At 61.7% G+C, this 11771-nt stretch carries 13 protein-coding genes and 1 pseudogene; 11 read left to right on the top strand and 3 right to left on the bottom strand.

Going from position 1 to position 11771, the window contains the following annotated elements; translation table 11 throughout:
- Positions 1-8 precede the first annotated feature (8 nt).
- The 8 genes and pseudogenes from CXY72_RS16345 (at position 9) to CXY72_RS16310 (ending at position 6300) form a co-directional block, all read left to right on the top strand.
- On the top strand, positions 9-1349 hold the full coding sequence (locus CXY72_RS16345) for a sugar ABC transporter substrate-binding protein (protein WP_104128734.1): 1341 nt from the start codon (positions 9-11) through the stop codon (positions 1347-1349).
- A gap of 152 nt (positions 1350-1501) precedes the next feature.
- A pseudogene (gene rpsF, locus CXY72_RS16340) lies at positions 1502-1870 on the top strand (30S ribosomal protein S6); the annotation flags it as partial.
- A 255-nt stretch (positions 1871-2125) separates the two neighbouring features.
- On the top strand, positions 2126-2644 hold the full coding sequence (locus CXY72_RS16335; protein ID WP_104128733.1) for a single-stranded DNA-binding protein: 519 nt from the start codon (positions 2126-2128) through the stop codon (positions 2642-2644).
- A gap of 49 nt (positions 2645-2693) precedes the next feature.
- Positions 2694-2957, top strand: a complete 264-nt coding sequence (rpsR, locus tag CXY72_RS16330; protein ID WP_035835236.1) for a 30S ribosomal protein S18 — start codon at positions 2694-2696, stop codon at positions 2955-2957.
- 9 nt (positions 2958-2966) lie between these two features.
- Positions 2967-3416, top strand: coding sequence for a 50S ribosomal protein L9 (rplI, locus tag CXY72_RS16325; RefSeq protein ID WP_092110565.1), 450 nt, complete (start codon positions 2967-2969; stop codon positions 3414-3416).
- Positions 3417-3928: 512 nt separating this feature from the next.
- The gene (gene dnaB / locus CXY72_RS16320; protein ID WP_370446278.1) at positions 3929-5302 is read left to right on the top strand and encodes a replicative DNA helicase; all 1374 of its coding nucleotides are present in this window, start codon (positions 3929-3931) and stop codon (positions 5300-5302) included.
- Between the two features lie 171 nt (positions 5303-5473).
- A complete protein-coding gene (locus CXY72_RS16315; protein WP_158252609.1) occupies positions 5474-6034 on the top strand; it encodes a hypothetical protein in 561 nt (186 codons plus the stop codon).
- Entirely contained in the window at positions 6031-6300 is a 270-nt protein-coding gene (locus tag CXY72_RS16310) for a hypothetical protein (protein WP_104128730.1), read from the top strand. Before CXY72_RS16315 ends, CXY72_RS16310 begins: the two co-directional genes overlap by 4 nt.
- A gap of 71 nt (positions 6301-6371) precedes the next feature.
- On the opposite strand, the gene purB is transcribed toward CXY72_RS16310, so the two are convergent.
- Together purB and CXY72_RS16300 are read right to left on the bottom strand one after the other, a co-directional pair.
- Positions 6372-7754, bottom strand: a complete 1383-nt coding sequence (gene purB / locus CXY72_RS16305; RefSeq protein ID WP_104128729.1) for an adenylosuccinate lyase — start codon at positions 7752-7754, stop codon at positions 6372-6374.
- Entirely contained in the window at positions 7751-8278 is a 528-nt protein-coding gene (locus tag CXY72_RS16300; protein ID WP_104128894.1) for a low molecular weight protein-tyrosine-phosphatase, read from the bottom strand. Before CXY72_RS16300 ends, purB begins: the two co-directional genes overlap by 4 nt.
- Positions 8279-8405: 127 nt before the next feature.
- Here CXY72_RS16300 and CXY72_RS19655 point away from each other — a divergent pair, with 127 nt between their 5' ends.
- Together CXY72_RS19655 and CXY72_RS16290 are read left to right on the top strand one after the other, a co-directional pair.
- A complete protein-coding gene (locus tag CXY72_RS19655) occupies positions 8406-8696 on the top strand; it encodes a hypothetical protein (protein ID WP_104128728.1) in 291 nt (96 codons plus the stop codon).
- Positions 8684-10150 (top strand): hypothetical protein, encoded by a 1467-nt coding sequence (locus CXY72_RS16290; RefSeq protein WP_146071214.1) that lies wholly within the window; start codon positions 8684-8686, stop codon positions 10148-10150. The genes CXY72_RS19655 and CXY72_RS16290 overlap by 13 nt, the downstream gene beginning before the upstream one ends.
- 22 nt (positions 10151-10172) lie before the next feature.
- Here the strand turns inward: CXY72_RS16290 and CXY72_RS16285 are convergent, their stop codons facing one another.
- Positions 10173-10565, bottom strand: coding sequence for a phage holin family protein (locus CXY72_RS16285; protein ID WP_104128726.1), 393 nt, complete (start codon positions 10563-10565; stop codon positions 10173-10175).
- A gap of 88 nt (positions 10566-10653) precedes the next feature.
- Between CXY72_RS16285 and CXY72_RS16280 the strand changes: the two genes are divergently transcribed.
- Complete coding sequence (locus CXY72_RS16280; RefSeq protein ID WP_104128725.1) at positions 10654-11760, top strand: histidinol-phosphate transaminase; 1107 nt, start codon at positions 10654-10656, stop codon at positions 11758-11760.
- Positions 11761-11771 lie beyond the last annotated feature (11 nt).

Below are 11771 nucleotides of genomic sequence, written 5' to 3'. Positions count from 1 at the left end.
AGGACATCATGGCCAAGCGTTCCACCATCATTGCTGCCGGCGGGCTCGCCGTGCTGCTCGTCATCACCGGGGCTGTCGCCGCACTGAATTTCTTCGACTCTGACAAGGGAAGCACGGCGACCACGGTGACCGTGCGCCTGTGGGACGAACAGGTCGCTGCCGCTTACGAAGAGTCTTTCACCGCCTTCGAACAAGACAACCCCGACATCCATGTCGACGTCGAGATCGTGCCGTGGAACGATTACTTCGAGAAGCTGCGCACCGACGTTGCCGGTGACAGTGCCCCCGATGTGTTCTGGGTCGATGGCGGCAGCTATCCTGCCTATGCCGACGCGGGCGCCCTGATCGACATTACGACTGCCATTCCAGCGGATGCCCAGGCCGGCTGGGTTCCCGCCGTCGTGGCCCAGTACACCCGGGATGCCACGCTGTGGGGAGTACCGCAGCTGGCCGACCCCGGCATCGCGGTCTATTACAACGCCGACCTGCTGGGTGATGCCGGCCTGACCGCCGAAGACGTATCTGCGCTCACTTGGGATCCCACCGGGAACAACGACACCCTCATCAGCGTGCTGCAGAAACTCACCAAGGACTACAACGGGAATACGGCCGACAGTGCAGAGTTCGACGGTTCCGACCTCAGCCAATACGGCTACAACGCTGGCTACGACCTGCAGGCGATGGTGCTGAATTATCTGGCTTCCGGTGGTGCCCAGTTCCAGGATGAATCGAATCAGTATGCCTTTGCGTCTGACCCGGGCCTCACATCATTCCAGTACCTCGTCGATCTCATGAACAAATGGCACGTCGCTCCGTCGGCCGCCGATACGAACACCAACGGCGATTTCAGCCGCGAGCAGTTTCTGCAGGGCAAGATGGCCCTGTTCCAGAGCGGAGTGTACAACCTCGCCAATGTGAGTGCAGGGGCGAACTTCGACTGGGGCATCGTGCGACTTCCCAGCGGTCCTGCCGGCTCGATCAGCGGGGTCGATGGCATTGCTGCTGCCGGAAATGCTTCATCGGAGCACCCGGCGGAAACTCAGCGCGTGTTGGAATGGCTCGGGAGCGCGGCCGGCTCCGAGTACATCGGTGCGTCTGGTGCAGCGTCTCCGGCCGTGCTGGCCGCGCAGCCTGCATACGCTGCTTACTGGGCCGCCGAGAAGGTCGACATCAGCCCGTTCTACGATGTTTTGGCTGCCGGAACGGCGCCAGCGCCGCGCGGGGCTGGCTGGCCGGCCGCCGAGAACGCCATGCGGCCACTGCTTGACGAGGTCTTCCTCGGTCGCATCCCGGTGCACCAGGGCGTGCTCGCCGCCCAGAACGCGGCAAACGCGACTCTGACCGAGTAGACCGGCGGATCAACTGGCGCAACGAGTCGGTATCCGGTAGTCTGGGCAGGTTGCCTGCGTGCCGGATTCCTGGCCTCCGCGTTCAGCACATGCACAACCCTCCTGTTACAGAAAGTCTGTAGCCGTTTTAGTCCGAAGGAGGTGGGTTAGTCATGCATCAGTACGAACTAATGGTTATCCTCGATCCCGAGATCGATGAGCGCACCGTAGCTCCCAGCCTTGACAAGTTCCTCAACGTTGTTCGCAACGATGGTGGAACCATTGACAAGGTTGATGTCTGGGGTCGTCGTCGTCTCGCATACGAGATCAACAAGAAGACCGAAGGCATTTATGCCGTCGTCGACTTCACCGCGAACGCCTCAGCCACGGTCGAGCTCGACCGCCAGCTGAGCCTGTCCGAGGCAGTCATGCGCACCAAGGTGCTCCGCGCCGAAGAGGGCATTGCCCAGGTCGTCGTCGCTAGCAAGCTGGCCGCAGAGAAGGCTGCCCGCAAGGCTGCCAACCCCAAGGTTATCGCGGCCAAGGCTGAAGCTGCTGCCGCAGCTGCTGCCGCTCCTGCGGCCAAGGTCGCTGCTGCTGCTGCTGCGAAGCCTGTCGTTGCCGATGCAGTCGAGACTCCGGCCGCTGCTGCTCCGGTTGCCGCCAAGGTCGACGTGTCCACTCCGGTTGCTGCCGCCTCCACCGCGGTCCCCTCCGCAAAGGTTGCTGCCGCCAAGCCTGCTGCTGCCAAGGCCACTCCGGCCGCTGTTGCCGACAAGGCAAGCGACAAGTAGCCCATGGCTGGCGAGACCGTAATCACCGTGGTGGGAAACCTCACCAGCGACCCGGAACTGCGTTATACGCAGAACGGGCTGGCGGTTGCCAACTTCACCATCGCTTCCACTCCGCGCACATTCGATCGTGCGGCTAACGAGTGGAAAGATGGCGATGCGCTGTTTTTGCGTGCGAGCGTTTGGCGTGAATTCGCCGAGCACGTGGCGGGTTCACTGACCAAGGGGTCGCGTGTCATCGCTTCCGGGCGTCTCAAGCAGCGTTCGTACGAGACGAAGGAAGGTGAAAAGCGCACGAGCATGGAGCTCGAGATCGACGAAATTGGTCCTTCGCTGCGCTACGCCACCGCTTCCCTCACTCGCGCGCAGTCGTCCGGCCCCCGCAGCGGCGCTCCCGCTGTTGGTGGTCAGGGCAATGATGAGCCGTGGGCACCCAGCGTCCCCGCCAAGACGGCTGCGCCCGCAGCGTCCGGCGGAGACGTCTGGAACAGTCCAGGCAACTTCAGCGACGAGACCCCCTTCTAAGCCACGCCTGGCGCGTAGCTAACATCTTTTTTGAGAAAGTAAGGAAATCATGGCTGGAAAGTCGAGCGGCGACCGCCGCAAGCCGCTTCGCGGAGCTAAGGGTGGCAAGAACGCCGCTCCCGCGAAGTCGATTCGGGTTGGTGTCATCGATTACAAAGATGTCCCCACCCTGCGCAAGTTCATCTCCGAGCGTGGAAAGATCCGCGCCCGCCGCATCACAGGCGTCTCCGTTCAGGAACAACGCCTCATCGCCCGTGCCGTCAAGAACGCCCGCGAAATGGCTTTGCTGCCTTACGCAGGCTCAGGCCGGTAAGGAAACCAAATGTCGAAATTGATTCTGACGCATGAGGTCTCCGGCCTCGGTGCACCCGGCGACGTCGTAGACGTCAAGAACGGGTTTGCTCGTAACTATCTCGTTCCCAAGGGTTTCGCTGTTGCGTGGACCCGTGGTGGCGAGAAGCAGATCGAGCAGATCAAGGCCGCCCGCGCAGCGCGCGAGCACGCCACCTTCGAAGAGGCTGAGGCACTCAAGGTCAAGCTTGAGAACACCAAGGTCACCCTGGTCGTCAAGGCCGGCGCCGGCGGGCGCCTGTTCGGTTCGGTCAAGACCACGGATGTGGCTAACGCCGTCGCAGCCGCTGGCCTCGGTACGGTCGACAAGCGCAAGATCGAACTCACCGCGATCAAGCTGACCGGTGAGCACACGGCAACGGTTCGTCTTCGTGACGAGCTCAGCGCCACGATCACCCTCGTGGTCGTCGCCGCCAAGTAACACCGCACCTCGGTGGGCCCGGTGCTGTACGGCCGGCAGCTTTCACCTACTCCCGTAGCGGGGGATTCCCTAGGGAATCCCCCGCTACGGGAGGTTAACAATCGTTTTGGGGGATTGACCCGCTGCTTTTGTGCACAGGTGAGCATTCGTATCGGCAAGGTTCAAGGGTTTATTGAAGGTACTTTACTCACAGCCATGTTGATAATTAAAAAGCCTGATCAAAACGGTTTTATTCGTCAAATTTTAATATTTGTCCACAGGTGAGTGCACAGGTTCTGCACAATCTCCACGGCGTTTCGCGCAGATTATCCACAGGGTTATCCACAGGGGGGTTTGTGGCAGGTGCTACTGGCTCCTTAGGGTGATCCAGTGTCGGCATCTCGCTCAGGCTGGTGTGTCCCGTGTCGTGTCGGTGGGCCCTGATACACCTATGAGATCGACAGAGAAAGAGGTGCCGAGTGTCAATCGCTCACCTGGGCCTGGCAAATCAGCCAGCGTCAACTGAGTACGGTTTGTCAGCGAGTGGTGGAGCCGGTCGCAACGAGCGGCCCGCTGACGCCTGGAAGTCGGAGCGAGCACTGCCCCACGATCTCCTCGCAGAACAGAGCGCCCTCGGTGGCATGATGCTCAGCAAAGACGCTGTTGCCGACGTTGTCGAGACCGTGCGGGGCGGCGACTTCTACATCCCCAAGCACGAGATCATCTTCGACGCCATTCTCTCGCTCTATGCCCAGGGCGAACCGACCGACGTGATCACCGTCACCGATGAGCTCACCAAGGTCGGTGAACTCTCGCGGGCCGGCGGCGCGGACTACCTGCACACGCTGACGAGCCTGGTGCCCACAGCTGCCAACGCGGGGTTCTACTCGACCATCGTGGCCGAACGCGCGCTGCTGCGCCGTCTGGTCGAGGCTGGCACCCGTATCGCCCAGATGGGCTACGCCGCAGAAGGGGAGGTTCTCGACCTCGTCAACACCGCGCAGGCCGAAATCTATGCCGTCACCGGGGGGACCCAGACGGAGGACTACGTTCCGCTCACCGATGCGGTGACGGCGGCGATCGAGGAAATCGAGGCTGCCAAGCTCAAAGACGGCCAAATGAGCGGCGTCCCCACAGGATTTGCGGACCTCGATGAACTGACCAACGGATTTCACGGTGGCCAGCTCATCATCGTGGCGGCTCGTCCGGCGTTGGGTAAGTCAACTCTTGCCCTCGACTTCGCACGCTCGGCGTCCATCCACCACAACATGCCAAGCATCTTCTTCTCGCTTGAAATGGGGCGCAGCGAAATTGCGATGCGCCTGCTCGCAGCGGAGGCTTCCGTTCCTCTCCAAAGCATGCGCAAAGGAACCGTTGAGGCGCGCGATTGGACGACCATTGCCGCTACACGCGGCCGCATCAACGACGCACCGCTCTACATCGACGACAGCCCGAACATGACCCTGGTTGAGATCCGCGCCAAATGCCGCAGACTCAAGCAGCGGGTCGGCCTCAAGATGGTCATCATCGACTACCTGCAGCTGATGACCAGTGGCAAGAAAGTCGAGTCACGCCAGCAAGAGGTCAGCGAGTTCTCGCGCGCTCTCAAGCTGCTCGCCAAAGAGCTGCAGGTTCCGGTGATCGCGTTATCCCAGCTCAACCGTGGGCCAGAGCAGCGCGCTGACAAGATGCCGGCCATTTCCGACCTTCGTGAGTCGGGTTCACTCGAGCAGGACGCCGACATGGTTATCCTGCTTCACCGCGAAAGCGCCTACGAGAAAGACAACCCGCGCGCCGGCGAGGCCGACCTCATCGTGGCCAAGCACCGTAACGGCCCGACGCGCACCGTCACGGTTGCCTTCCACGGCCACTACTCGCGCTTCGCCGATATGGTGGCGGGCGGGTAGTTCGCACCGCGCTCTGGGCATCAGCGCGTGCAGCCCGCTCGCAGATCCGGCCGGTGTCGCCGCGTAGACTAGGCCTGTCCAACCTTGTAACGAAAGAGGTCGTGCGTGGCAAACGCGCAGGTACCATCAAGCGTCGGTCCCCGCTATTGGGCCGTGCCCGTTGGGCGTGCCATGATCGCAGTCATCCCAGCCATCATTATCACATTCAACCGGGATCACTCTGCGCAGCTGGGTCTCGTCGTTTTCGGTGCATTCGCCCTGGCGAGCGGCCTCTTTCTCGTACTGGTCGGGCCCCGCTCCCTGACCGTTACCACCGATCGCAGCCTGTTTCTCATTCATGGCGTCGTGAGCATGGTCGCTGGGGCGCTGGCCCTTGCTTTCCATACGGGTGGACACGGGCTCTTTCTCTTCGTCGTGAGCGTCTGGGGAGCCGTCACGGGTCTGCTCGAAATCTATGCCGGCATCCGGGTGCGCTCACGTCCCCTGCCCGCCAAGGACTGGCTTTTCACCGGCATCGGCGCAGCGGTACTCGCCCTGCTCCTTCTGCTGCTTCCGCCCAACCCGGTTGTTTCGGTCGGGTTGTTCGGCGCCTACCTGGTCTTTCTCGTTGTATTCCTGCCGATTGCCGGGCTGTCCCTCAAAGGGGATTCTCCGCGACAGCGTGCTGGTGCCACGGCATCAGCGGACGCCGCCCCCGCAAACACCGCAACCGATGATTTGGACTCCCTGTGACCAAAAAGACTCCTGGTACCCCCGACCCGGCGCACCAGCCGAGCCGTTCTGATCGCTTGAAGCCGGCCGAATTGCTCGCAATCTCTGCTGGGATGGCCCTGTTCGTCGGGTTGACCATTCTCGGGACCACACGCGAACTCATACTCTCCGTCATCGGTCTTGGTGTGACGTTTATCGTGGCGCTCGTGGTGATCGCGATGCTCGTGCTCGGTATGAAACCGAACGCGTCGGAGCAGAGTGACCTTGATGAGCAAAACGGCCACTAGCCAACGTCCGGCTACACACGAGACACCGTCATCGATTTCGATAACGGTGCTCTCGTGTGACCGGCGGCTGATCAGGGCAAATAATCGACCAGGGCGTCGGAGAGACCGACGTAGCTGGCCGGAGTTAGGGCCAGGAGCCGGGCCTTGGCCTCGGCGCCGATGTCGAGGGCTGACACGAACTCGGCGAGGTCGGCGCTCGTGATGCGCTTACCGCGGGTCAGCTCCTTGAGCAGCGCGTATGGGTCTTCAATCGATGAGCGCCCCGCCGAGACCTCGGCACGAATCACGGTCTGAATCGCCTCTCCCAGAATTTCCCAGTTGGAGTCGAGGTCGCTCGCGAGAAGCGCACGGTCAATATCAATCTCGCCGAGGCCCCGCAGAATATTATCGAGTGCGAGCAATGAATGCCCAAAGCCGACACCGATATTACGCTGGGTGGTCGAGTCGGTAAGGTCACGTTGCAGACGGCTGGTCACGAGAGTCGCCGCGAGCGAGTCCAGGATGGCGCAGGACAGTTCGAGGTTGGCCTCCGCGTTCTCGAATCGAATCGGATTGATCTTGTGCGGCATCGTGGAAGAACCGGTGGCGCCAACCTGAGGGATCTGGCGGAAGTAGCCAATGGAAATATAGGTCCAGATGTCGGTGGCCAGGTTGTGCAGAATGCGATTCGCGTGGGACGTGCGCGAATACAGCTCGGCCTGCCAGTCGTGCGATTCGATCTGAGTCGTGAGTGGGTTCCACCCCAGACCAAGACCCTCGACGAACTCGCGCGACAGCGCAGGCCAGTCGACAGAAGGCTCCGCAGTTACGTGCGCGGCGAAGGTTCCGGTAGCACCGCTGAACTTGCCCAAATACTCACCGGCATTGATCTGACGCACGATGCGCTCGAGCCGGTAAACAAACACAGCAAGTTCTTTTCCCATGGTTGTCGGCGTCGCGGGCTGTCCGTGGGTACGCGCTAGCATTGCATCCGCTCGAAATTCCAACGCGTTTCTGCGCAGCGCATCAATGACCAAGTTCAGCGTAGGTAGCCAGACGGTCTGGACGGCATCACGAACGGTCAGGGCGTATGAGAGGTTATTGATGTCTTCGCTGGTGGCGGCAAAATGGGTGAGTTCGCTGATGTGCCCGAGGCCTAGCGTTTCCAGACGTCGACGAACGAGGTATTCGACGGCCTTGACGTCGTGACGGGTGGTGGCCTCGAGCGTGGCCAGTTCGTCAATCTCGGCCTGACCGAAGTCGGTCGCGAGGGAGCGCAGGGCGAGCTTCTGCGGGGTACTGAGGGGCGCGGAACCAAACAGACTACGGTCGGTGAGTGTGATCAGCCACTCCACCTCGACGCGCACACGGGCACGGTTGAGACCAGCCTCGGACAGGAACTCGCCCAGATCGGAAACGGCGGCTCGATAGCGGCCATCTAGTGGGCTCAGAACCTGTACGGGTAGGTGACTCATTGGACTCCCTGTCGAATTGCGGGTGCAAGTTGTTTCACAAGTGCGTGACTTGCCCTCTCAATCATGCCCAATACGGCGTCAAACAACGCATCGTCGGAATAGTACGGGTCTGGCACGTCGAACAGGGCGGCCTGCGCGGCGTCAAAGCTCAGCAGCAGGCGCACCTTGGCGCGATCGCGATCCTCCACTGCCCAGTTACGCAGGATGCGTTCCTGGCTGCGGTCGAGGACGACGACAAGGTCGTGCTCAGCGAACCACAGCGGGTCAAACTGACGGGCCCGATGGTGACTGCCGTCGTAGCCGCGCTTGGCCAGGGCCGTGATCGTGCGACCGTCGGCTTGCTCACCCACGTGCCAGTCTCCGGTCTCAGCTGAACTGCTCGCGATGAGACGACCAAGACCAAGCTTCGTGACGAGGTCGCGAAGCACGACCTCGGCCATGGGCGATCGGCAGATGTTACCCGTGCAGACGAAAATGATTCGAAACGGCGTCGACTCATCGGGGGTGAGAGACGCGAAGGACATGCCCTCCATTGTGGAGCAGTTTCGTCTTCTCCACACGCCCAGTTTTTGGTGTCTGTGCACAGATTACGCGTGGGCCAGCCGACAAAATCGTCCATTCTGCGACGATCATCCCTGACGAGGAGGTGTCATGGACGGTGTCGAGATGCTGTTGCACGGTCAGAGTCGTTCTGAACGTCTGGCCATGTTGCGCACCCAGCGCGATCTTCTCTGTACGCTGCACGCAGATATAACAGCGGGTCGTCGACACCTGAGCATGCTTGACCCCAGTGCTGCCTGGAGTGCGCGCTCCCAGCGCGAATACTCGTGCCGTGTAGCCGAAATGCTCGGGGACGTCGATGTGGTTGTGCACTATCTCGATGAGGCGCTCGCCAGTGTTCGAAGTCACATCCACGAGGAGGAGCAGATTTGTCGAGCGTAAGTGATGGCTTGGAAGACGGTGACCTGGTTGTCTCGGTGGGTGGCACCGCCATCGTGGCAACGGATGCCATTCTGGCTCAGTCCCAATTCGTGGATGCACTCCACGACGATGCCGCCGACTGGGCTAACCGCGCCTATCGCATTCGAAATTTGGATCCGATGTGGCCGGCGAACTGGCTTGGACAGGATCCCTGGCCGGATCTTCTGCAGGCGGCCGGCAGGCTCCAGCAACTCGCGACGCTCTGTTCGGACGTCGCCAGTTATCTCCGGGCAGCAGCCCGAAATTATGGCTTTGCGGAGCAACTGGCGCTAAAACTCGCGCTGCTGAGTGCCGCAGACATGGCTCACGGTCTTGGCAGTCTTGTTCGTGCCTGTTTGTTGGCTCTGTACAACACGCCGCTCGGTGTCACCCTGACCATGATTCTCACCCTCGAACTGCTGCGCCTTCACGGAACCACGCAATCTCCGTCCGCGGTGCAGAACGGCTCAGCCGGTGGAGTGCAGATCAGCCCTCGCTTGCTCACCAACCCGGCTGTGGTGATGCTCGTTCGGATAGCGGCCTCATCAATCGACGATGCCGCCGCTGGTCTCGGAGGGATGCCGCGAATTGTTGGTCATACATTCGGCGACGAGGGATTAGGACTGATCGGCGTTTCCCAGACCGCCCTCGGCGTCGTGGCTGCGGCGCGCGCGCTGGGTCTGCTTCAGGAAGGTCCGGTGACGGCTGCGGCGGTGGGAGCGCCAACGCGAGCGACACCACCAACAGGGGTCGGTGACCTGGCGGCGCGCATACCGAGATCCGTCCCGGGCACGCCGCAGGTGCGCATCGAGAAATACGGCACGCTCGACAACCCTTCCTGGGCGGTCTACATCGGCGGAACAGTGGATTGGGACCCTGTCGCGTCGACTGAACCGTGGGACCTCACGGCCAACATTGCTGCGGTTGCCCGCCAGAATGCGGGCTCCTTCTCGGCTGTCATCGACGCTATGAAAGCGGCTGGAATTGCACCGTCCGATCCGGTTGTTCTTGCCGGCCATTCTCAGGGCGGGCTGGTCGCCACCCAGGTTGCGGCGTACACCTGGTTCAATGTGCAGGCGGTCGCAACCTTTGGGGCACCCGAATCGAGAGTTCCGGTGCCACCTGGCGTGGGCACGATGACCATAGAGCACACCGATGACGTTGTGACCGCTCTAGGCGGCGCCAGCTTGATCGATTCCGACGATCGACTCCTCGTTCGGCGCGAAGCGTTTGCCGTGCAGGAGCCGTTACCCGGGACTGTGCTGCCTGCTCACGATCTCGATACCTATCAGGAGACGGCGCACATCATTGACGCCTCGCCGGAAGACAACCTCAGCGGCTTTCGGTCCACTGTGACCGGAATCATCGGGAGCGCACCGGGTGAGGCTACGTTGTGGCGCGGTATCCGCTTGCCGGGTGGACCTGCGCAACAGTAGGACGCGTTCGGGTGCGGCCCGATCAGTTACGCGCTGTGACCGGGCGCAGAACGAGACCGAGCAGCCAGGAAACAATGCCGAGAACCAGTGCGCCAAGCACGCCCCACCAGAAGCCGTCGACGATAAGGCCAAAGCCCAGAAACCCGGAGAGCCACGCCACCAGCAACAGGAGCAGTCCGTTGACGATGAGTGAGAACAGACCCAGCGTCAAAACGTACAGCGGAAAAGCCACGACACGCAGCACACCGCCGACCACCGTGTTCACGAATCCGAAGATCAGCGCAAGGAGCAGATAGGTGAGCACGCTGGCACCGGCATTCGGCGCGTAAGGCGTGACGTGCACGCCGGTCACGAGCAGTGCGGTGAACCACAGGGCTACCGCGTTGACGATCAGTTGGATCAAAAATCTGGCCATGCTCCACTATCTCACCGGCTCACGGCGGGCGAAAGTCCGACAAACATTCATTCGTCATCGCGAATATATCCGGGCGTAGACTCACCGAGTGAGCCTCTCAGACCGACCCTCCGTCCGCCTGCGCCCGGAGATTGTCGCCCTCCCGGTCTACAAGCAAGGCAAACCGGCCGATGCCAGTGCCTATAAGCTCTCCAGCAACGAGAACCCGTTCGATCCGCTGCCGGGGGTTATCGCTGCGGTTACGGCCGAAACGGCCTACAACCGGTACCCGGATTCCTCGGCGCTGGTTCTGCGCGAGCACCTCGCCGCCAAGTACAGCATCGGCGTCGATCAGGTGCACATCGGTTCCGGTTCGGTGGCCTTGCTCGCCCAGCTCATTCTCGCTGCTGCTGGACCGGATGATGAGGTGCTTTACTCCTGGCGGTCGTTTGAGGCCTACCCCTCACTCGTGACCGTCGCCGGTGCTGTCAGTGTGCGCGTGCCCAACCGTCCCGATCACGCCCATGACCTGCCCGAAATGGCCGCCGCGATCAGCGACAACACCCGGGTCGTAATCGTGTGTTCCCCGAACAACCCCACCGGCACGATCGTGACCCAGGACGAATTCGAGGCTTTCATGGCCGTCGTCCCGACCGACCTGCTGGTCATTCTCGATGAGGCATATATCGAGTTCGTCACCCAAGTGGATGCCGTCAGCGGCCCGGCACTGCTGGCCCGCTACCCCAACCTTGTCGTTCTTCGCACCTTTTCCAAGGCCTACGGCCTCGCCGGGCTGCGGGTCGGTTACGCACTCGGTCCAGTGGACATTCTGAACGCCGCTCGTTCGACGGCGATCCCCCTCTCGGTCACCGCGCAGGCCGCCGCTGCCGCTATCGCCTCCCTCGTGGCCGAGAAAGAGTTGCTTGATCGGGTTCGAATCATCGCCGCGCGTCGCGATGCGACTTGGCAGGCGCTGATCGACCAGGGCTGGAACATCCCGGTACCCCAAGGCAACTTTCTCTGGCTGCCCACCGGCGCCGAAACAACCAGTATCGCCGAGGCCCTCAGCGAAGCTGGCCTGGTGGTGCGTCCCTTCGCGCTCGAAGGTATTCGGATCTCGATCGGTGAAGAGCAGGCTGTAGCGACACTCTTAGTAATGAGCGCGGATCTTGTCGACGCGCTTCCCGTCGGCCACCCAGCTCGGAAGATAGGTTAGTACGGTGTCAG

The sequence above is a fragment of the Cryobacterium sp. Y57 genome (assembly GCF_002929505.1).
GTDB lineage: Bacteria > Actinomycetota > Actinomycetes > Actinomycetales > Microbacteriaceae > Cryobacterium.
This window is presented reverse-complemented; position numbering and strand designations above follow the sequence as displayed.

Bases quoted from the DNA above. Each gene is read 5' to 3' on its own strand.
- CXY72_RS16345 (WP_104128734.1), top strand. From the start codon at position 9: ATGGCCAAGCGTTCCACCATCATTGCTGCCGGCGGGCTCGCCGTGCTG.
- CXY72_RS19655 (WP_104128728.1), top strand. From the start codon at position 8,406: ATGGACGGTGTCGAGATGCTGTTGCACGGTCAGAGTCGTTCTGAACGT.
- CXY72_RS16285 (WP_104128726.1), bottom strand. From the start codon at position 10,565: ATGGCCAGATTTTTGATCCAACTGATCGTCAACGCGGTAGCCCTGTGG.
- rplI (WP_092110565.1), top strand. From the start codon at position 2,967: ATGTCGAAATTGATTCTGACGCATGAGGTCTCCGGCCTCGGTGCACCC.
- CXY72_RS16315 (WP_158252609.1), top strand. From the start codon at position 5,474: ATGATCGCAGTCATCCCAGCCATCATTATCACATTCAACCGGGATCAC.
- rpsR (WP_035835236.1), top strand. From the start codon at position 2,694: ATGGCTGGAAAGTCGAGCGGCGACCGCCGCAAGCCGCTTCGCGGAGCT.
- purB (WP_104128729.1), bottom strand. From the start codon at position 7,754: ATGAGTCACCTACCCGTACAGGTTCTGAGCCCACTAGATGGCCGCTAT.
- CXY72_RS16300 (WP_104128894.1), bottom strand. From the start codon at position 8,278: ATGTCCTTCGCGTCTCTCACCCCCGATGAGTCGACGCCGTTTCGAATC.
- CXY72_RS16335 (WP_104128733.1), top strand. From the start codon at position 2,126: ATGGCTGGCGAGACCGTAATCACCGTGGTGGGAAACCTCACCAGCGAC.